14 protein-coding genes and 7 tRNA genes are annotated in these 19,980 nt (G+C 69.1%); 15 read left to right on the top strand and 6 right to left on the bottom strand.

Translation table 11 applies throughout. The annotated features are described in order from the left end of the window. Positions 1–12 precede the first annotated feature (12 nt). Both gmd and ABZ810_RS41650 read right to left on the bottom strand, forming a co-directional pair. On the bottom strand, positions 13–1,047 hold the full coding sequence (gene gmd / locus ABZ810_RS41645) for a GDP-mannose 4,6-dehydratase (RefSeq protein WP_358412818.1): 1,035 nt from the start codon (positions 1,045–1,047) through the stop codon (positions 13–15). Between the two features lie 201 nt (positions 1,048–1,248). Further along, on the bottom strand, positions 1,249–1,809 hold the full coding sequence (locus ABZ810_RS41650) for a CGNR zinc finger domain-containing protein (protein ID WP_358412605.1): 561 nt from the start codon (positions 1,807–1,809) through the stop codon (positions 1,249–1,251). Between the two features lie 276 nt (positions 1,810–2,085). Between ABZ810_RS41650 and ABZ810_RS41655 the strand changes: the two genes are divergently transcribed. Next, a complete protein-coding gene (locus ABZ810_RS41655) occupies positions 2,086–3,669 on the top strand; it encodes a Na+/H+ antiporter (RefSeq protein ID WP_358412607.1) in 1,584 nt (527 codons plus the stop codon). Here ABZ810_RS41655 and ABZ810_RS41660 read toward each other — a convergent pair. Beyond that, the gene (locus ABZ810_RS41660; protein ID WP_358412609.1) at positions 3,657–4,229 is read right to left on the bottom strand and encodes a hypothetical protein; all 573 of its coding nucleotides are present in this window, start codon (positions 4,227–4,229) and stop codon (positions 3,657–3,659) included. The two genes, ABZ810_RS41655 and ABZ810_RS41660, sit on opposite strands and share 13 nt — an antisense overlap. Positions 4,230–4,413: 184 nt before the next feature. Between ABZ810_RS41660 and ABZ810_RS41665 the strand changes: the two genes are divergently transcribed. The 6 genes from ABZ810_RS41665 to ABZ810_RS41690 all read left to right on the top strand — a co-directional run bounded on the left by ABZ810_RS41665 (position 4,414) and on the right by ABZ810_RS41690 (position 5,389). Further along, positions 4,414–4,911: a PaaI family thioesterase gene (locus tag ABZ810_RS41665; RefSeq protein ID WP_358412611.1), complete on the top strand. Its 498-nt coding sequence runs from the start codon at positions 4,414–4,416 to the stop codon at positions 4,909–4,911. A 67-nt stretch (positions 4,912–4,978) separates the two neighbouring features. After that, a tRNA-Trp gene (locus ABZ810_RS41670) sits at positions 4,979–5,053 on the top strand. Positions 5,054–5,068: 15 nt separating this feature from the next. Then, positions 5,069–5,139 (top strand) — tRNA-Ala (locus ABZ810_RS41675). Positions 5,140–5,149: 10 nt separating this feature from the next. Then, a tRNA-Gly gene (locus ABZ810_RS41680) sits at positions 5,150–5,221 on the top strand. Positions 5,222–5,227: 6 nt separating this feature from the next. Continuing rightward, positions 5,228–5,299: transfer RNA gene (locus tag ABZ810_RS41685), tRNA-Lys, on the top strand. 5 nt (positions 5,300–5,304) lie between these two features. Further along, a tRNA-Ser gene (locus ABZ810_RS41690) sits at positions 5,305–5,389 on the top strand. Positions 5,390–5,466: 77 nt separating this feature from the next. Here ABZ810_RS41690 and ABZ810_RS41695 read toward each other — a convergent pair. Next, positions 5,467–6,774, bottom strand: coding sequence for a pyridoxal phosphate-dependent aminotransferase (locus ABZ810_RS41695; RefSeq protein WP_358412613.1), 1,308 nt, complete (start codon positions 6,772–6,774; stop codon positions 5,467–5,469). 203 nt (positions 6,775–6,977) lie between these two features. Here ABZ810_RS41695 and ABZ810_RS41700 point away from each other — a divergent pair, with 203 nt between their 5' ends. Further along, positions 6,978–7,967, top strand: a complete 990-nt coding sequence (locus ABZ810_RS41700) for a LysR family transcriptional regulator (RefSeq protein WP_358412615.1) — start codon at positions 6,978–6,980, stop codon at positions 7,965–7,967. 5 nt (positions 7,968–7,972) lie between these two features. Here the strand turns inward: ABZ810_RS41700 and ABZ810_RS41705 are convergent, their stop codons facing one another. Continuing rightward, positions 7,973–8,449: an SCP2 sterol-binding domain-containing protein gene (locus tag ABZ810_RS41705; RefSeq protein WP_358412617.1), complete on the bottom strand. Its 477-nt coding sequence runs from the start codon at positions 8,447–8,449 to the stop codon at positions 7,973–7,975. A 353-nt stretch (positions 8,450–8,802) separates the two neighbouring features. Between ABZ810_RS41705 and ABZ810_RS41710 the strand changes: the two genes are divergently transcribed. The 6 genes from ABZ810_RS41710 to ABZ810_RS41735 all read left to right on the top strand — a co-directional run bounded on the left by ABZ810_RS41710 (position 8,803) and on the right by ABZ810_RS41735 (position 16,878). Beyond that, complete coding sequence (locus ABZ810_RS41710; protein ID WP_358412619.1) at positions 8,803–9,495, top strand: VC0807 family protein; 693 nt, start codon at positions 8,803–8,805, stop codon at positions 9,493–9,495. Positions 9,496–9,842: 347 nt separating this feature from the next. Next, entirely contained in the window at positions 9,843–10,958 is a 1,116-nt protein-coding gene (locus ABZ810_RS41715) for an Ig-like domain-containing protein (RefSeq protein WP_358412620.1), read from the top strand. A 193-nt stretch (positions 10,959–11,151) separates the two neighbouring features. Next, positions 11,152–12,366 carry an Ig-like domain-containing protein gene (locus tag ABZ810_RS41720; protein WP_358412622.1) on the top strand — a complete coding sequence of 405 codons (1,215 nt, stop codon included), beginning with the start codon at positions 11,152–11,154 and terminating at the stop codon, positions 12,364–12,366. 240 nt (positions 12,367–12,606) lie between these two features. After that, positions 12,607–12,678: transfer RNA gene (locus ABZ810_RS41725), tRNA-Glu, on the top strand. A 1-nt stretch (position 12,679) separates the two neighbouring features. Then, a tRNA-Glu gene (locus tag ABZ810_RS41730) sits at positions 12,680–12,754 on the top strand. 482 nt (positions 12,755–13,236) lie between these two features. Further along, entirely contained in the window at positions 13,237–16,878 is a 3,642-nt protein-coding gene (locus ABZ810_RS41735) for a hypothetical protein (RefSeq protein WP_358412624.1), read from the top strand. Positions 16,879–17,342: 464 nt separating this feature from the next. Here ABZ810_RS41735 and ABZ810_RS41740 read toward each other — a convergent pair whose 3' ends face one another. Further along, the gene (locus tag ABZ810_RS41740) at positions 17,343–18,071 is read right to left on the bottom strand and encodes a spermidine synthase (RefSeq protein WP_358412626.1); all 729 of its coding nucleotides are present in this window, start codon (positions 18,069–18,071) and stop codon (positions 17,343–17,345) included. A gap of 539 nt (positions 18,072–18,610) precedes the next feature. On the opposite strand from ABZ810_RS41740, the gene ABZ810_RS41745 reads away from it, so the two are divergent. After that, positions 18,611–19,879 carry a beta-propeller fold lactonase family protein gene (locus ABZ810_RS41745; protein ID WP_358412628.1) on the top strand — a complete coding sequence of 423 codons (1,269 nt, stop codon included), beginning with the start codon at positions 18,611–18,613 and terminating at the stop codon, positions 19,877–19,879. Positions 19,880–19,980 lie beyond the last annotated feature (101 nt).

The following is a 19,980-nucleotide window of genomic DNA, read 5'->3' on the forward strand; positions in this document are numbered from 1 at the left end:
GCCGGGGCTTGATCACCAGTGATCGGGGCTGAACGGCTCGTCCTCGGGACGGACGGACTGCGACAGCAGCCGCAGGTCGGACTCGACCATCATCGTGACCAGCTCCTCGAAGGTCACCTTCGGCTCCCAGCCGAGCTGCATCCGGGCCTTCTTGGGGTCGGCGCACAGCAGGTCGACCTCGGCCGGGCGGGTGTAGCGCTCGTCGAGGACGACGTGCTCCTCCCAGTCGAGCCCGACGCTGGTGAACGCGAACTCCACCAGCTCGCGCACGGACTGGGTCTTGCCCGTGCCGATGACGTAGTCCTCGGGGGCGTCCTGGGTCAGCATCATCCGCATCGCGCGGGCGTAGTCGCCGGCGAACCCCCAGTCGCGCCGCGCCTCCAGGTTGCCCATCCGCAGCTCGGTGGCCAGGCCGAGCTTGATCCGGGCCGCGCCCAGCGTGACCTTGCGAGTCACGAACTCCGCGCCGCGGCGGGGCGACTCGTGGTTGAACAGGATCCCCGAGACCGCGAACATCCCGTACGACTCGCGGTAGTTCTGGGTGATGTAGTGCCCGTAGGTCTTGGCCACCCCGTACGGGCTGCGCGGGTGGAACGGCGTCTTCTCGTTCTGCGGGGTCTCCCGGACCATGCCGAACATCTCCGAGGACGACGCCTGGTAGAAGCGGATCTGCGGGTCGCCCGGCGTCCGGGACGGGCTGATCCCCGACACCACCCGGATCGCCTCGAGCATGCGCAGCACGCCCATCCCGGTGACCTCGGCCGTGAGCTCCGCCTGCTGCCACGACATGGGGACGTAGGAGATCGCGCCCAGGTTGTAGACCTCGTCGGGCCGGACACGTTCGACGGCCGAGATGAGGCTGCCCTGGTCGAGCAGGTCGCCCGTGGTGATCTGGACGTCGCCGATGTGCTTGCGCAGCCGCGACACGTGCGGATTGGCCTGACCGCGCACCAGGCCCCAGACCTCATAACCCTGCTCGAGCAGATGCTCGGCGAGGTACGAGCCATCCTGCCCGGTGATGCCGGTGATGAGTGCTCGCCTGGACAGCGGATCCTCCATGGCTGAATAGGTCAGACAGCGGGGCCCACAGCGGGCGGAAACCCGCAATGAGTGTGAAAGACGAGGTTAGCGACCCGATGGGGATGCTGACGAGCGTGGGCACCGTTTAAACCGAATTTGCTTCAAGTTTCGCAGGTGCGGCTTGTGATCGACACGCCGGGCCCCGGCCGGGGCCCGCAGAGACGCGGATCAGGGGGCGGCGGCCTCGCGCTGGCGGGCGCGGTAGGCGGCCACGTGCATGCGGTTGCCGCACGTCCGGCTGTCGCAGTAGCGGCGGCAGCGGTTGCGGGAAAGATCTACCAGAACGCGGTCGCAGTCGGGCGCCTCGCAGGTGCGCAGCCGGTCGAGCTCCCCGGCCGCGACCACGTAGGCCAGGGCCATCCCGCAGTCGGCCGCCAGATGTTCGTCCATCGGGGCGCCCGGCGCGAAGAAGTGCACGTGCCAGTCGTGCCCGTCGTGGTCGGTCAGGTGCGGGGTCGTGCGCACACCCCCGACGATCTCGTTGATCAACGTCACGGCGGCGGGCACGTCCGGGGCGCCGAAGACGCCGTGGAACCGCGCCCGCAGCCCCCGCACGTTGGCCAGGTCCCGGGCCGTCAGGTCGCGGACGTCGCTGAACGCGTTGCGCGCCACGAAGGCGCGCAGGCCGTCGAGATCGCCCAGCCGCTCCTCGCCCGAGGCCTCCGGCGAGGTGTTGATCAGGTCGACGACGGTCGAGAGCGCGTGCTCGGCGTCATGAGTGAAGATCACACTGACTCCAGTCTCAGGGGTCGACCGGGACCGGTCGCGTGGGCAGGGGCGTCGCTGAGGGGAGCGGCTCGTGCTGTGCCCGTATTCACCATAAGTCCCAGATCGTGATCGTCCACGCAACCCCGCCCCCTCGGACCTGCCGACCCGGCGACATTCCGCTGACCGTATTCGGCCGTACCGGTCAGCCCGCATGATCGGCACTCATGATCGGAAAGACTTGACGATCTCCAGCGCCCGGCGGGCGTCACCGCGCGGCGCACGGGGAAGATCCCGCCCGTGGAGGATCATCGGATCTTCATCGTCTTCCTGGTGATCGCGGTCGTGGTGCTGCTGGCCAGGGCACTGTCGGCACGGCTCGGCGTGCCCGACGCCATCCTGCTGGTGATCCTCGGCCTCGGCGCCGGCTTCGTCCCCGGCCTGCCCCAGGTCGTCGTCGCGCCCGAAGTGGTGCTGATGGGGTTCCTGCCACCGCTGCTGTACCACGCCGCCTTCTTCACCGCGCCCCGGGAGGCCCGCGCCGACGCCATCCCGATCATCACCCTCGCGTTCGGCCTGACCACCGTCACCACCCTGGCCGTCGCCGGCACCGCCCACGCCCTGCTGCCCGGCGTCGGCTGGGCCGCCGCCCTCGCGTTCGGCGCCGCCGTCGCCCCCACCGACGCCGTCTCCGCCACCTCGGTGCTCCAGCGGCTCGGCGCCCCGCCCCGCCTGGTCACCATCCTCGAAGGCGAGAGTCTCATCAACGACGGCGTCGCCCTGACGATCTTCGCCCTCGCCGTCGAGTCGCTGTCCACGCCGTTCACCGCGGGCCACGGCGGCCTCAGGCTGCTCCAGGTCGTCGCCGGCGGAGTGGCGTACGGCCTGGTCCTCGGCTACGTCATCCGCAAGGTCAGGCGCCGCATCCAGGACCCCAGCAGCCAGATCATCGCCCTCCTGGTGACGCCCTACCTCGCCTACATCCCCGCCGAGGGCCTCGGCGTCTCCGGCGTCCTGGCCACCGTCACGGCCGGGTTCTACCTCGGCACCCACGGCGAGGGCATCCTGCAGCCCGCCTCACGCCTCGCCGGCAGCATGTTCTGGCGCATCCTGATCTTCCTGCTCGAGTCGACGCTCTTCGTGCTCCTCGGGCTGGAGATCCGCCAGGTGCTCAAGGACAGGGGCGACCACCCCTGGACGGAGATCGCGGTCGCCGCCCTGGCCGTCTCCGCCGTCCTCATCGCCGTACGGCTGCTCTGGGAGCTGTTCAACGGCCCCCTGGCCAACCTCCTGCCGGGCGGCCGCCGCACCCAGCGCGGCTTCGGCTGGAGACAGCGCCTCGTCATCGGGATGGCGGGCATGCGCGGCGCCATCTCCCTCGCCATGGCCCTGTCGCTGCCGCTCGCCGCGGGCTCCGACCGGGGCACCCTCATCCTGCTGACCGCCCTGGTCGTCCTCGTGACGCTCGTCGGGCAGGCGCCCCTCCTGCCGCCGCTGCTCCGGCGGCTCGGCCTCATCGAGACCGACCGGCGCCTCGTGGAGACCATGAACGCCCGCAAGGCCGGCCTCCAGGCCGCCCTCGCCCGCCTCGAGGAGATGGCCGACGACGACGAGATCGACGAGACCACCGCCGACACCTACCGGCAGATGCTCGAACTGCGCATCGACCGCGTCCAGAGCCGCCTGGACGAGCACCACGACCCGGAGGCTTCGCCGCCGCCCGACCGCGCCCGCGTCAAGAGCGAGCTGGTCGACGCCCAGCGCGCCAAGCTCGGCACCCTGTACCGCAAGGGGCGCATCGGCGCCGAGACCCTCCGTGAGCTCAGCCGCGAGCTCGACCTGGAGGACCCGGTGGTGACCAAGCCCTCCGCTCAGCGGGAGTAGAGCGGGTCCGCGACCACCGGGTAGAACGACCCCTCGTGCTGGACGCGCATCGTCACCGTGGCCCCCTCCAGCGAGTAGTCGGCCTTGACCGGCCGGTACATCGAGTCGCACGCCCAGGGGTTGTAGAGCCGGCCCACCGTCGCCCCGTACCGCAGGTGCACCACGTCGTAGCCGCCCGACGGCATGGCCTCCAGCGCCAGCCCGTCCGCCAGCGACACCGGGAACCGGAACTCGCCCGGCGCGTCCGGCCCGTGGATCACCGTCAGCAGGCGGATACCGCTCGCCGTCGTCTGCGCCACGATGTCGGTGTCCACCTCGATGCCGACGAACACCCGCAGGCTCGGCCGCAGCACCTGCGCCACCGTGTCCGCCGCGGGAACGTCGATCCCGATGTGGATCCGCTGCCCGTCCTTGGTCGGCACCCACACCCCGTCGCGGGCCCGCTGCCCCCAGGCGACGTCAGGGTTCTCCAGCTCCTGAGGCTCGTTCTTCCCCCGAGCGACGAGAACCCTCGAAGCGGCGTTCATCGCCGCGGCAGCCCCGTCCCGTGCATGCCTCATGGCGGGCCCCCTCGCCTTCTTTCCACACAACTTCGACATCACGCTGCATTGGGTTTACCACGGGGCAGTACGTCATGCCGTGCCTTGACCGGCACTCGGGTGGTTTGTGACGTTCTCCCGTGCGACGTCGCACCATACACCACCCCTGATCGCGCCGGTCAGGGGCGTAACTAGGATGAGCCGAATGAGCACGATCCGCGTCGCCGACCTGCCCGAAGCCGAGCAGGAGTTCATCCGCAGCACGCTGCGCAAGTCCACGCCCCTCCACGAGCTCCTCGCCCTGGAGATCGTCGAGATCGGGGAAGCGCACGCCCTGCTCTCGATGCCCGTCCGGGAGGAGGCGTTCAACAGCACCGGCAACCTCCACGGCGGCGCCATCGCCACCCTCATCGACGTCGCCGCCGGCACCGCCGCGGCCCGCGGCAGCGGCTTCGAACCCGGCAAGAACAGCCTGGTCACCGCCGACCTGCACGTCCGCTACCTCGGCCGCCCGAACGGCGACACCGTCTACGCCCGCGCCGAGATCCTCAAGGCGGGCCGCCAGCTCGTCATCGTCGAGTGCCGCGTCACCGACCCCGAAGACCGGATCATCGCCGCCGCCGACTTCTCGATGATGCTCGTCCCGCTGCGCCGCCCGCTGCGCCCCGTCGCGACCGCCAAGGACACCGACCCCGACCTCTGAAAAACAGATTGCCCCAGATCATGAACCGCCCCATCATTGAGTGCATCGAAGAGAACGAAGCACACGAAGGGGTGAGCCAGCGGATAGGCGACCGGACTCCAACTCCGGTGAAATGTGGGTTCAACTCCTACCGCCCCTGCCAGACAACATGATCGATGGGCTTGTGGTGTAACGGCAACACACCTCTCTTGCAAAGAGGCGATCGGAGTTCAATTCTCCGCTGGTCCACGCAGTACCCGCCGTAGAGGCCTTGATGGTGAGGCGCCGGGCTTCCACCCCGGGAAACGGAGTTCGAATCTCCGCTGCGGCTCGACACGCGTCGCGAGCATGAATGGTTATGCAGCGGACTCTTAATCCGTGGATCAAGGTTCAAGTCCTTGGCGACGTACGCGAGGAGGACTGGCCGAGCGGCAAGGCACCCGTTTCGAAAACGGAGATCAGGGTGACACCTGCGGGAGTTCGATTCTCTCGTCCTCCGCACGGGGGAATGCGCCGCGGCCCGACGATGTGATCGTCGGACCGCGGCATTTTCCCTTTTCTGCGCCCTTCGCCGGGTCAGGCGAGGGCGGGTTCGAGGGGGTCGGGCGGGGTGAGGCCGGGTTCGGCCACGCCGGCGGTCAGGTCGGCCAGAACGGCGGAGAGGTCGTCCAGGGAGCCGGCGACCCAGGGGAGGGCCGCGGGGTCGGCGGACTCCAACGCGGCCAGGCGCTGCTCGTCGGTCTCGCCGTAGAGGCGGGTCGGGGCCACGCGGACGCGGAGCGCCTCGGCGGGCTCACCGAAGGCCGAGGCCGGCAGGACGCTCATTCCGTAACGTTCCAAAAGGTGGTCGCACAGGGCCGTGCCGGTGTCGATGCCGTGCAGGCTCCGCAGCGTCTCGCGGAGCGGGGCGAAGTCGGGGTAGACGTAGAAGGCGGCCTCGGGCGCGCGGACACGGGCGCCGGCCCGGGCGAAGCGGCCGGCCACGGCCGCGGTCACCGCGGCGTGCAGGCGGCGGCTGAGGTCGACGTGGGCGATCAGCTCGGGCGGCTCGGCGAAGGCGAACGCGGCGGCGTGCTGGATCGGGGCCGGGGCGCTGGACCACATCTCGCTGGCGACGCCCAGCAGGGACGCGCGCAGCGCGTGCCCCAGCGGGCCGTCGGGCAGGCGTGCCACGCCGAGACGCCACCCGCCGGCGGCCAGATGCTTGCTCAGGGCGGTGGTGACGACCGTGCGCTCGGGCGCGAAGGCCGCGGGGCTGGGCACCGTGCGGGCCGGGTCGTGGACGAGGTCGCGGTAGATCTCGTCCGAGATGATCAACAGGTCGTGTTCGCGGGCGACCGCGCAGAGCTTGCGGACCGTGGCTTCGGAGGCGAGGGTCCCGGTCGGGTTGTCGGGCAACGTGACGACGACGGCGCGGATGGTGCGGCCCTCGGAGCGGGCGCGCACGATCGCGTCGGCGAGCAGGGCCGGGCTGGGCACCCCGCCCTCGCCCGGCGGGGTGGCGATGTAGACGGGGCTCGCCCCGGTGAGCGTCGCCTGCGCCGCGTACGAGACCCAACTCGGTGAGGGGATCGCCACGTCGCCGTCGGTCAGGCACATCAGCAGGCCGAACAGCAGCGCCTTGCTCCCGGGCCCGCACACGACGAGACCGGGGTCGGTCTCGAGGCCGCGGCGGCTCCAGTAGCCGGCGGCGGCGGCGCGGAGCGGGGCCGAGCCCGCGACCGGGCCATAGGCGCCGCGGCCGGCGGCCGCGGCCAGCTCGGCGGTGAGGGCGGGATGGATCGGGATGCCCGCCTCCCCGAATCCGAGCGGGAGGACCGGCAGGCCCTCCCGGCGCCTGCGGGCGATGGTGTCGTCGGCGGCCAAAGTGGGGGAGATGGGCATCCTGCGTAGGGGAGGGTGCAGCGGCTGTGACGGCGCAGGCGTGTGCTGCTGGGCGTGCATATGTCCACTCCAAGGCATGGCGAGATAACGAACTGTGAGAGGTGAATCCCCCTGAGTGACCCCGGCCGGGTTCGTTTAAATGTTTGCCCTGATCTAGCATCATCACAAGCGAGTCTCATCGATGCTGACCATAAGATGGTCTGATGCTTGAGTTGCGCAGGCTCCGTCTGCTCGCTGAATTCGCGCGGCGCGGCAGCATCGCCGCGACCGCGGCCGCCTTGGGGTACACGCCTTCGGCGGTGTCCCAGCAGCTCGCCACGCTCGAACGGGAGGCCCGCGTCCCGCTGCTCGACCGCACGGCGCGCAGCGCGGAGCTGACCGATGCCGGACGCCGGCTCGCGGAGCGGGCGGAGCAGATCCTCACGCTGGTCGAGGCGGCGGAGGCGGAGTTGTCGGCCCAGTCGGACACCCCGACGGGACGCGTGGTGGTGACGTCCTTCCCGACGGCGGCGGTGGCGTTCGCGCCCGCGCTGGCGCACAGCCTCGCCGACCATCCCGGGCTCACGTTCGTGCTGCGCCAGACGCGGCCCGGCGACGGCATCCGGCAGGTCCAGAGCGGCGAGGTGGACATCGCCCTGATCGACGACTGGACGGGCAAGATGGCCGATCAGGCGCCCGCGGCCCTGGAGTTCTTTCACCTGCGGCGTGACCCGCTGGTCCTGGCACTGCCCGCGCGACATCCGCTGTCGAACCCCGAATGCCCGGTAGACCTCCAGGCGCTGCGCGAGGAGCCCTGGATGGCGGCGCCGCAGGGCGAGCCGTCCCGGCAGGCGGTCGAACTCCTCCTGGACGCGGTCGGCGGTGCCCGGCCGGTGCCGTGGGAGTTCGAGGGCCTGCACACGATCCTGAGCCTGGTGGCCCGGGGGCTGGGAATCACCGCCATCCCCGCGCTGGCGCTGGCCGCGGGCGACCAGGGCATCGCCGTGCGGAGCCTGCCCGACCCCTCGCTGGCGCGCGAGGTGTACGCGGTCACCCGGGCGGCGAGCATCCGGCGCCCGTCGGTCGCGGTGACGCTGCGGGCCCTCTACTCCGCCGCCCAGGACGTCCGCCCCTCCTCACCCCGGGACGCGGCCCCCCGGGACGCCGGCGCTCGGGAGGGTGGAGCTCGGGACGCCGCCGCGCAGCGGGGCTGAGGCGGCTACCGGTAGTCGAACCAGCCCTGCATCTTGGCGCCGAACATCATGTCGCCGGAGATCTTGACCTTGCCGGTCATCACGCCGGTGACGCCGTTCAGCTTGCCGGCGCAGAGCCGGAGCAGGTTGGGCAGCGACATGCCGAGCGTGACCTTGCTCTTGTCGGCCGTGCCGCGCGCGGTCGTGGCCTGCCCGCCGCCGATCGTCAGCGTGTAGTGCCGCGGCCCGTCGGGGGTGCCGATGTTCCACTGCACGAGGCCGCCGTCCTGCCCGGCCTTGTCGGGCATGAACCGGGTGCCCATCAGGCCGAAGAGCCGGTCGAGGACGGCGTCGACGCCCACCGCCTGGACGAACTGGTCGATGACCTCGTCGTTCACGCCGGGCGCCTCGAGGAGCTGGCGGAGTTCGCCGGGCGTGCCGACCGCGTGGAGCATGCTCGAGAGCTGCTCGGTGTTGTCGTCGGGGGTAAGAGCCTCGCCCATCCGCGCGCCTCCTCGTCGAGAACGTGTGCGAGAAACTATTAACGAACAGTCCAATACGGTCAAGGCTCCGGGCGGGACGGTGTTCGGTGCCCCGTCCGGGCGGCCGGTATGACCGTTCGGGCAGGGGCGACCCTAGTGCCGGACGGCCGCGCGCCACCGGCTTCCGGGTTGATGTGCGGAAAGGTTCAATTTTGACCGCAATAGGTCGAGCCCCGCACTTTGCCCGCCCCAGATCCGAACTAACCCGCAATAGCCGGAACCGTGCGGCAGAACATCGATCATCACGTACCGTGGGGCGGGTTGTGACCACTTCATCAGCGGCCGTCGAGGCCGGACCGGGGGCATCTGGCTCGATGGAACGACTGCACGAGCCGGGTGGGCACCAGGGGCATCACGTCTTCGAACTCCCCAAGCTCGCCTCGATGCTCCGGCACGCGCTGCCGCGCTTCGTCGAGGGCGTGATCGCTCCGGTCGTGGTCTTCTACGCCGCGTTCGTGCTCCTCGGGCTCAACGGCGCGCTGATCGCCGCCGTCACGTGGGTGTACGGCGGCATCGCCTGGCGCTACTTCCGCGGCCACGGGGTCTCGGCGATGCTCCTGCTCGCCGCCCTCGGCGTCACCGTGCGGGCCGTGCTCGCCGCCGCCACCCACAGCGCCGTCGTCTACTTCCTCCAGCCGACGCTGGGCACCCTGCTGGTGAGCATGGCGTTCCTGGCGTCTGTGCCGCTGCGCCGCCCGCTCGCCCAGAAGATGGCGACCGACATGGTCCCGATGCCCGAGGCCTTCCTCGAGCACGCCCGGGTCCGCCAGTTCTTCCTGCGCATCTCGCTGCTGTGGTCGCTGGTCTTCTTCACCAACACGCTGATCAGCGTGTGGATGTTGTTCAACGAGTCCATCGGCATGTACCTCTGGGTCCGCACCAGCCTGGTCGCGGTCCTGGGCGCCGGCGCCGTGGGCATCTCGATCTACGGTTTCCGCCGCTGCCTCCACCACGTGAACGGCACCCCCACCGCCCCCGGCGCCGGTGCCGTCCCGGCCCCCGCCTGATCTCCTCCATGCCCTGAGCGATCCCGCCGCCTGACCGCCTCCATGGCGGCAGAGCATCCCGCAAAGGCGCCCGCCGAGCATCCGGCAGGCCGTCCCGCATGCCGTCGTCCCGCATGGCCGTTCAGTCTCGGATGCGTGTGGCCGATGTGACCGGTGTCCCATCGTGAGGTCGTGGTCACGGCCGGTGGCATCAGGGCCCTGAGCGGCGATTTCGAACTTCTGTGGCGTTCGGTGCGTCTCCAAGTTTCGGATACATTTTCCCATCTACGGGGAAATCGGGGCCTTTGGGGGAGTCTGTGGCTGGAAGTAGTCGTTTGGGGCTCGTGGTGGCCGTTGGGGCGAGTGCCGTGACGCTCGTGGCCGGCTGCAGCGTGGGGGACGGGTCGGGCGAACTGGCCTCGAGCGAGACGGGCTCGGTGACGATCACGCCCGGCAACGGCACCGCGTCCGTCAAGCCGGACAGCCCGATCGAGGTGAAGGCCTCCGGCGCCACCCTGGAGAACGTGACCGTGCAGGGGGAGGGCGTCACCGTCACCGGCACGCTCTCCGCCGACCGTACGACCTGGCGTTCGGACCGCACGCTCACGCCGGGCGCCTCGTACACCGTCACCGCCCGGTCCCGCCACGACGGCGAGGCCAGGACCGCCACCAGCACGTTCACCACGCTGAAGCCGTCCAAGACGCTGTCGATCATCGACGTCACTCCCGACCGCAAGGGCGAGAAGGTCGGCGTCGGCATGCCGATCATGGTGCGGTTCAACCGTCCCGTCACCGACAAGGCCGCCGTCGAGCGCGCCCTGCGGGTGACGCCGGAGAAGCCGGTCGAGGGCGCGTGGCGCTGGATCGGGTCCGACCAGGTCATCTACCGGACCAAGACCTACTGGGCGGCGCACCAGAAGGTGCGCTTCGACGCCAGGCTGGCCGGGGTGGACGCGGGCAAGGGCGTGTACGGCGCCAAGGACGCCGGGCAGACCATCACCATCGGCGCCGCCCAGATCACGACCGGCAACATCAGCAAGCACAAGATGACCGTGACCCGCGACGGCGAGAAGGTGCGCACCGTCCCGTTCAGCGCGGGCAACGGGCAGACCCGCGAGTACACCACCACCAGCGGCGTGCACCTGCTGATGGAGAAGGCCAGCCCGGTCACGATGGTCTCGCCGGGCCGAAAGGAAGGCGACCCCGGCTACTACAAGACCGTGGTCGACCACGCGGTGCGGTTCTCCAACAGCGGCGAGTACACGCACTCGGCGCCGTGGTCGGTCGGCTCGCAGGGATCGGCGAACGTCAGCCACGGCTGCCTGAACCTCAGCCCGTCCAACGCCCGGTGGTACTACGACATCATGCAGCGGGGCGACGTGCTCAAGCTCACCGGCAGTGACCGCGACGTCGAGTGGGACAACGGCTGGAGCTTCTGGCAGAAGTCGTTCACCGAGTGGAAGCAGGGCAGCGCCCTCACCTGAGGCGATTGGTCCACTGTCCGGCACCGTCCGGATGCCGGACGGCGGGCCCACGGATCTTGCAACGCTTTGGTCTCGGAGATCGGCGAAAACCGGGAGTTGTGGCATCATCGCCAAGTTTTGTCGCTAATGTCTCCCTGGTAACGGCGGGGTCGGGAGGTCAAGGGTGCAGCGTAGGCTTACCGCAGGGGCGCGGGTGGGCACGGGGCTTGCGGGAGCCGTGCTCATCTTCGCGACCGCCTGCTCGGGGGGCGGTAACGAGAACGGCGGTGGTGGCAGTACCACCGTCGGAGGCAAGGACGAGCCGGACGCGCCCCAGGTCACCATCACCCCGGGTAACGGAGCGGGCAAGGCCAAGCCCGAGTCCGGGGTCCAGGTCAAGGTCGCCAACGGGTCGATCGAGCAGGTGCAGGTCACCCGCAAGGGCAAGCCGGTCGAGGGCCGCATGTCGGCCGACAAGACCAGCTGGAAGTCGCGCACGCTGCGGCCGAGCTCGGAGTACGAGGTCTCGGTCGTCGCCAAGAACACCCACGGCAAGACGACGGCGGCGACGAGCAAGTTCGCCACGCTCAAGCCCGCCGCCGAGCTCACGATCGCCGACATCACCCCGAGCAGCGGCGAGAAGGTCGGCGTCGGCATGCCGATCATCGTCACGTTCAACCGTGCCGTGTCCGACCGCAAGGCGGTCGAGAGCGCGCTCACGGTCAAGTCGACCAAGCCCGCGGTCGGCGCCTGGTACTGGGTGAGCAACAGCCAGGTGATCTTCCGTACCAAGAACGGCGCGTACTGGAAGCCCAACCAGACGGTCCGGGTCAGCGCGAAGCTCGCCGGCGTGCGGTCCGGCAAGAACACCTACGGCGTCAGCGACGTCTCGCGCGGCTTCCGCATCGGCAACGAGCACATCACCACGGTCAGCACCAAGACCAAGAAGGCCACGTTCAAGGTCAACGGCAAGGTCGTCAAGCGCACCGGCGTCAGCGCCGGCAAGGGCGGCCGCGTCCGGAACGGCGTCGACACCTACCTGACGACCAGCGGCGTGCACCTGACCATGAGCAAGCACCTGGTCGAACGCATGACCTCGGCCTGGATGGGCGTCACGGACAAGAAGGACCCGGAGTACTACGACCTCAAGCTGCCGCACGCGGTCCGGATCTCCAACTCCGGCGAGTACCTGCACGCCAGCCCCGACCGCTACTGGGCGTTCGGCCGCACCAACGCCAGCCACGGCTGCGTCAACCTGCCGCCGCCTGTCGCCAAGTTCTTCTACGACCTCTCCTACCGCGGCGACCCGGTGGTCATCACCGGCAGCAAGCGCGGGCTCGACCCGTTCAACGGGTGGAGCTTCTACGAGATGTCGTGGAGCCGCTGGGTCAAGGGCAGCGCCCTCGACCGCACCGTCACCACCGGCTGACCTTTCGTCCTCCAGGAACGGGCGCGCGACCTCGGGTCGCGCGCCCGTTCCTGCTTCCCCCGAAAACCCGTTGCCGCCCGCCACCGAGATCGGGCACCGTAGTCACCAGCCGTACGAACCGACCCGAAGGGAGCGGCGCCATGACCGAAGAGCGCGAACGCTCCGGAGAACGCCCGTAGCCCTTTCTGCCGCTACGGCCGCCCTCCCACCCCTGCGGAGCGGCGGCCTCCTTCTTTTCCAGGCGCGTTCGTCCAGTGGTCAGGACACCAGGCTCTCACCTTGGAAACACGAGTTCGATTCTCGTACGCGCTACGGCCGGGTCGACTAACGGAAGGTCCCCTCACTTTCAATGAGGAAGGCGCGGGTTCGAACCCCGTCCCGGCTACCACCTCTCTGAGGCGTCGGCGAAGTGATCCGCGACTGTGGAGGAGCTGGGGAGTTCGCGGTGGCGGGGGTGACCATGGAGCGCGACCGCAGGTGCGCCACCGCGCTTCGATGAACACGTGGACGGGCGGTCGTCTGTGGTGGATTGGCGCATAAAGGTTGCCTCTTAAGGGGCGTTAGAGTGTCCGCCGAAGCGGGACTAGATCACGTAACGCATGCGCACCCCAGCCTCTCTCGGCGGCTACGTGTTAACCACGAGATCGCGGCGCTCGACCGTCGATTCATGGGCCGTGCCATATGCGAGTTTTCCCGGATCCATATTTGGCGGGCAGATTGATATCACTGATGTTCGGCGGGCCCGAAGTAGTTCGCCCCTGCTCGCGTTCAGCGGTGACCTCCATGGACGCGGCGAGGCCGCTCGACGGCGCCTGAGCCGTCACTCCGCAGGGCGGATCACACGAAGGTTGTTCCTCCTTGGGAGACGAGATGCTGAAAACGGCGGCGGGTACTCGGTCGAGGGATCTCGACACGGTCCTCGCGAAGGTGCGCAAGGGCGACTCGGACGGGGCCCCGGCGGTCTCGTTGGAGCCCGACAAGGCACTGGCCTACCGCGACTATCTGCGCACGCAGTGGATCAGCATGATCCTTCGCGTTGGAACCGGGGCGCAGCGGCTCACCGAGCAGCAGGCGCTCCAGCAGCTGGCGAATCGGTTCCACCAGAGCTTCGCCGTCACCGCCACCGAGTCGCGGCCGGCGAACGAGATCCTGATCCCGATCCTGCGCGAGATCCTGACCGCGCCCACCGGCGGAACGTTCGGTTTCGGGATCCCGGCGGCACAGATCCCGGCCCGGGGCGAGGCGACGGCACGCGAGTACCTCGACGTGCTGATCGCGCTCGCCGGGGTGAGCGCGCAGGAACTCTCGCTGCGCTACCGCACGGACTTCACCCGGCCCGACAGCGCGCTGTCCTCGGACGTCTGGGAGAACGTCCGCACGCTGCAGGCGTTCTTCCGCGACGGCTTCCAGGGTCCGCCCGATCCCGCGCACACCGACCCGGACGTGCTGAACCAGCCGATCGTGCCGGAGATCATGCAGGGCAGGGCGCCGTTCTTCCTGGAACCCGATGAATGGCTCGCGCGCCAGCGGCCCATTCCGCTGGAGAACTACTTCCAGATTCGCGCCATCTTCTCCATCGACATCCCGGCGGAAAGCAGGGAGGAGATCGAGAAGCGAGCCGCTACCGCGGGCACCCCGAAACAGGAGCTCTTCAAGGCGTACGCAGGGGCCCTCAAGATCCTGGACACGATCAAGAAGGCGTACGGCTACCTGGACAGCCGGAATTATCGCGCCGCGTTCGACCTGGCCCAGTCGGCCGCGTCCGCCACGTTCGGCCTGCTCTTCAACGACGAGCTCCCGCTGGCCGGAGTGGTGGAGGCGTTCGCCGAGCGCAAGCAGATCCCGGTGAACGCCCTGGACGACCTTCCGAAGATCACCGAGATGTGGTCCGTCGAGGGGCCGGGACCGTCCGACCAGTCATGGGAACAGTGGGTCGAGAACATCCGGGAACAGGTGGCCTACGGCCTGGTCTACGCCGACGTGTTCGCCATACCCCTGTTGATCGCCCAGGCGTCCGTCGGGCTCGGCGACTACTCTCGCGGGGTCCGCCTGGCCGCCCAGATCACGGGCTTCGCCGTGGGCAAGGCCGCGGCGGACGCGCCCTTCGCATGGCGGCCCCACTACCTGTGGGGGAACCACGACGAGGGCGTCGCCTGGAGCGACTTCTGGATCTACCACGCGGGCGTCCTTCCCTACACGGTCAACACCCGGAGCACGCCCAAGCTCCCGGCGCCCAATGACGACGACGACTACTTCTGGGGCGCGGGCCTGCCCGACTCGCCGTCCTGGCAGTTCAACCGCGAGCTCGTACCCGCGGGCATACACCCGGTCGAGCAGCTCTACTTCCGGCTCCAGCTGGGCTCGGCCATGCTGGACTGGGCGGACGCGCTCTACCGTACGGACGAGCCTGCGAACATCAACCGGGCCCGCGAGCTCTACAAGGGCGTCTACTACGTGCACGGAAACGTGCCGCCGATCAGCCCTGACTGGTCCACCGCGCCGCCGCCGCCCGCTCCCGAGTCGGCCAACCCGGCGCAGGCTTCCCAGCTCGCCCGGGCACAGCTGGGCTTCTCCCAGATCGCCGCGGGCCTGAACTACTTCGGCTTCGCACCCGACATGGTGCCGCTGCTGCGTTACTCCACGCTCAAGTCCGCGGCCGACACCGTCGCGGCGTCGGCGCAGTCGGCGCAGGAGGACTTCCTGAACGCCATGGCGCAGCTGGAGAACCTGCTCATCGAGAACATGAAGAACTCCGCCATGCTGCAACGTGCGGGCCTCCAGTCCCGCATCGCCGAGCAGCAGGCCGGCGTGGCCGCCGACCAGATCGCCATCGCGAAGATCGTCGTCGGACGGGTCAAGCAGCAGATCGAGAAGGCCAAGGCCGACATCGCGAACCACAACAGCTTCTTCGGCCAGGTCGGTGACTACTTCAACGGCATGAAGAAGATCGTGAGTGATCTGCCCGGATGGGCGACCGGGCCGACGGGATCCAGCGTCGCCCACGAGGCGGGATTCTCCGACAAGGTGTCCTCGGGGCTGCTGGGGATGGGGTCCGCCGCGACCACGGTGACCGGCATGGGCGCCTTCTTCGTCGCCAGCTACATCACCATGTCCAGCATGGCCGGCGCGGCCAACAAACGCCGGGACCAGCTCACCGACCTCCAGAAGACGGTGCTTCCGACGGCCCAGGCCCAGCTCGACGTCGCGGAGCGGTCCGCCGCGCTCGCGGGGCTGCAACGGCAGATCGCCGAGGTCGACGCGCGGCTCGCCGCCGATCTGCTCGAATTCGCGCAGGAACGTTTTCTCAACGTGGAGTTCTGGTCGTACATGACCTCCCTGCTCCAGCGCATTCTGCGCCGCTACCTGGACCTGGCGACGCGGACCGCATGGCTCGCCCAGCGCGCCCTCGCCTACGAGCAGAACACCACCGTCGACCTGATCCGGATGGACTACTTCCCGCTCGAGCACGGCGGAGCGGGCGGAGCCGACCAGCTGGGCCTCGACCTGGCGAGCCTCCACACCCGGTATCTGGAAGGGATCCGGGAGCTCGTCCCGGTGAAGTACACCGTCTCCCTGGCCCGTGACCTCCCGTTGCAGTTCGCCCAGCTTCTGACCACCGGACGGTGCCAGTTCCAGACCCAGGAGGCCACGGTGCAGTCGGCCTATCCCGGAACCTACGGCCACCGCGTCATCGCCGTCACACCACGTGTGATCCAGGCGGCCGGCACCGCGCCCATACGGGGGCTGCTGTCGAACGTGGGAGTCTCCCAGATCGGCGGTCCGGACGGGACGATGCAGCCGTCCGTCCGTCCCGCGGACGCGTTGCCGATCTCAGAGTTCGATCTGGACACCACCGACCGCGAGATCTACGGCCTGCCCGGCAACGCCCTGATGCAGTTCGAGGGCAGCGGCCTGGAGAGCCAATGGAGCCTGGAGTTCCCCCCTGCGGCCAACCAGTCGGGTCTGCTCGACGTCGTCGACGTCCTGATCACCTTCGACCTGCGGGCCCAGTACTCCGCGACCCTGCACCAGTCGCACGCCTCGCTCGCACCGGCATCGATCGATCGGTTCATCCTGATCTCCGCCTTCAAGCGCGGCCTGGAGGGGCTCACCGACCTCCGCGACGGCAAGCCACGAGCCAAGCTCTCCTTCGACCTGACCGCACTCGGCCTGCCTCCGTCCGAGAAGAACCGGGTGATCAACAACCTCGCTGTCCTCGTCTGCGGGGCCGAAGGCACAGAGCCGATCAAAGCGAAGGTGTCGGTCACGCATCCCCAGGCCGTCTCCATCCCCGTGTCCATGCCCAACGGCGTCGCGTTCTCCAACCGGCCGCCGATCACCGAGCCACAGTCGACCGTCCCGCCGTCACCGCTGAACGCCCTGGGCGGGATCACGGCCGACCAGGTCGTCCTGGTGACCATCGACCGCGGCGACAACGACGACGTGGACTTCGGCAACGTACGAGACGTGCTGCTGGGAGTGGACTACACAGCCGGGACCACCGCCGGCTGACAGGACCGCTCCGAACGGGATTCCCGCACGAACGGCCCACATGATGATCATGTTATCGGTCCGTGCCGCCCTCGCTGGCGGCACGGCCGAGGCTCAAGGGGTCGGACAAGCCGCAGGCGCTCTGGCTGCTGTCCTGGCGTGGTCATGATCGTCATCCCGGCCATCCTCGTCGGCGGTCGCTTCGCCGTGGTCCGCGAGGAACCGCGCGGGAAGCCCCGCGACGTAGCGGCGGTCTCCAGATCCGCCGAGGCGGTGACGGCGCGCGGCCGTACCGTTTCCTGGACGCACCCAGCAAGAACTACCGGTACTCGACTCGGGCGTCGAGCGTTCCCGCCGCGGCGCCAGCGTGATGGCCGACGGCGGCTGACCAGCACCGCTTGATCATGACGGGACAGCCTTTTAGGCCCGGGGGACATGCCCCAATTCGGAACGTACTCTTTTACCGCCGGTCGGTTGGCATTGCGTTACGTCTGGGTGGGCTGTGTCCTTGCGATGTAGACGGTGTTGGTCGCCGTGCGTTCCTGCAAGGGATTGGGGAATTCGATTACGTGCGCTTGTGATTCGTGAAAGGTCTGAGCGAGGTCGGTGGTGAAGTGTTCGTCCGGTGGGTCGTTGGACCACAGCGCGAATACACCGCCAGGGTGGAGCCGGCCGGTGAGAGCACGCAGGCCATCGGGCCGGTAGAAGGCCGCGTGAGCGGGGTCCAGCAGATGGTGTGGCGAATGATCGATGTCGACGACGATGGCGTGGAAGCGCCGACCTGGAACGGCGGAATCAAAGCCACCTGGATCGGCGGCAAGGGAGAAGAAATCCGCTTGGAGGAGGCGGCAGCGGGGATCGGAGGTCAGGCCGGCGCCGAGGGGCACAAGATGCCGCTGGTGCCATCCGATCACTTCGTCGAGTGCTTCCACGACGATGAGCGAGCGCACGCGCGGGTCTTCCAGCACGGCATGGGCGGTGTACCCGAGACCGAGCCCGCCCACGATCACGTCGAGGTCGGCGTCCGGCAGCGGTTCGAGGCCGAGCCGGGCCAGTGCGATCTCTCCCGCCGTGAACTGGCTGGACATGAGGAAGTCGTCATCAAGCTTGACCTCGTACACCTCGGTGCCTGAGGACGGGTCTCGTCGACGCCGCAGGCTGATGGCCCCCTTGGCCGTCGGACACCAGTCGATCTCCTCGAAACGCGCGATCACGCACTCTCCGTTCCCTCTGCCGCGTCCGTGAACGCCATGGACGTGCGACCGGTCGGCACCCGCGATCACAAGCCGCCGACAAGCCGGGACCAAACACGGTCCAGGTCCAGGCGCGGCTAACGCTACGCCCTCAGAGAGGGAGGCGCCGCGCCAAGCCGAGCCAGACAGCCGGTTTCGTCTCGGTGGCTTCGACAGGTGCAGCAGTCAAGCGCCCAAGCTGAGCCAGCTGGCCACCGAAGTCTGTGATGTGCCCGGTTCACCAGATGCCGCGCGGTCTCGGCGGGGAGGTCTTCAACGACGAACTCCCGCTGGTAGCGCTCACGGTGCCGGCGGAGGCGGACCTCAGCGAGATCAAGGCACTGCTGGTCCGCGGTGAGCACGAGGGCTGGTGGCACTTCGCGGTTTCCTGTGGACTGACGCATGGCGCACTGCGTAGGTCGGGAGCGATCACGAAACGGCCATGTCCACTCCAGCGGCCGCTAACGACGCCGCCGTCGAGTACTCCGAGCGGGGGCGCCGGAAGCGTGTGGGAGTGCGCGGTGGGTAAAGGAGCGTGCCTGCTGTCGAAGGACGGGGTGGCGCTGCGGATTCCATCATCTATTCGAGTAGGGCTGCATGCGCCACGGATGAAGGGAAACGTTTCGATGTTCAGGTCACGGCGGATCAGCGGCGTTCTCGCCGCATCTTTGCTGGCCGTCGGGGGGCTGGCCACGCCGGCCCACCCTGATGGGCCGGCCACTGTGGGCGCCGCGGCGTCTGATGGTCGTACGGTCTATGTGACGAACAGCGCCAATCTCGGCGGCACTGCCAACGTCACTCGCTTCGCGGTCGGCGGCAGCGGTGGTCTGAAGCCGGTGGACGGGGTGGAGGTGGGCGATGGCGCCGGGGCGCGCAGCATGGTCTTCACACCCGAGCTGCGCTTCGCCTACCTCGCGAACACTGCGGCCGACCAGGTGGTGCTGTTCCGGATCGCAGCGAATGGGGCGCTCGAACGTTTCGGGATGGTCGAGACCCCGGGCCCGTTCGCCATGGCGATCGCCCCGAACGGGAAGACGATCTACGTGAGCAACACGGGCACCCGCACGGTGTCGCCGTTCGCGGTCGGTTCCGAGGGCGAGCTCACGCCGCTTCGCCCGGTGGACACCGGAGCGAAGGCCGCCAAGGGGGTCGCCGTGACCCCGGACGGCCGGTTCGTGTACGTCAGTCACGGCTCGCCCAGCGACATCGCGGCGAGCGTGATGACCGGCTTCGCCGTGCTGCCGGACGGCGCTCTGGGACGCGAGGTCGCGCGGGAGAAGATCGGAATTTCCGGCGCGGAGACCGTCATCACCCCGGACGGCCGGTTCGTGTACGTCGTGAACCAGGGCTCGGACGACGTGCACGGGTTCCGCATCGGTTCCCACGGCGGCCTCACCCCCGTGCCGGGCTCACCGGTCGGGACCGGCGACTTCCCGGAGGGCGCTGCGATAAGCCCCGACGGGCTCCGGCTGTACGTCGCCGCGGTCGGCGTCGCCGGCAATGACCCGGACGCGCTCGCCGGCCAGGTGCTGGGCTTCACGATCGGCGACGACGGGCGGCTCGTCGAGAACGTCGAACGCGTCGGGATGTCCAGTCCGATCGGCCTCGGATTCTCGGCGAACGGGCGCTACCTGCACGTCAGCGACTACACCGACAGTAAGATCAACACGTTCGCGGTCGCTCTGGACGGCGAACTGGATCTCATCCAGAGGGTGAATTCGAACGGGCCCCGCCCGGCGTTCCACTCGGTCAACGTGCTGCCTCGCGAGGACGTACGGCCCCGGTCGTGAGGCTCATAGCGCTTCGGCCGTTGGGGCGCGCAGGGCGATCCTCGCGCCGGGGGCGGCCACGAAGCCGAACTGGAGGAGGGTTTCTCCGCTGTCGGAACGGA

This window comes from Spirillospora sp. NPDC047279, from assembly GCF_040643285.1.
Lineage (GTDB): Bacteria > Actinomycetota > Actinomycetes > Streptosporangiales > Streptosporangiaceae > Spirillospora.

Excerpts from the sequence above, each read along its gene's own strand:
- ABZ810_RS41665 (WP_358412611.1), top strand. The coding sequence starts at position 4,414 with ATGAGCACGATCCGCGTCGCCGACCTGCCCGAAGCCGAGCAGGAGTTC.
- ABZ810_RS41660 (WP_358412609.1), bottom strand. The coding sequence starts at position 4,229 with ATGAGGCATGCACGGGACGGGGCTGCCGCGGCGATGAACGCCGCTTCG.
- ABZ810_RS41695 (WP_358412613.1), bottom strand. The coding sequence starts at position 6,774 with ATGCCCATCTCCCCCACTTTGGCCGCCGACGACACCATCGCCCGCAGG.
- ABZ810_RS41735 (WP_358412624.1), top strand. The coding sequence starts at position 13,237 with ATGCTGAAAACGGCGGCGGGTACTCGGTCGAGGGATCTCGACACGGTC.
- ABZ810_RS41705 (WP_358412617.1), bottom strand. The coding sequence starts at position 8,449 with ATGGGCGAGGCTCTTACCCCCGACGACAACACCGAGCAGCTCTCGAGC.
- ABZ810_RS41700 (WP_358412615.1), top strand. The coding sequence starts at position 6,978 with ATGCTTGAGTTGCGCAGGCTCCGTCTGCTCGCTGAATTCGCGCGGCGC.
- ABZ810_RS41710 (WP_358412619.1), top strand. The coding sequence starts at position 8,803 with ATGGAACGACTGCACGAGCCGGGTGGGCACCAGGGGCATCACGTCTTC.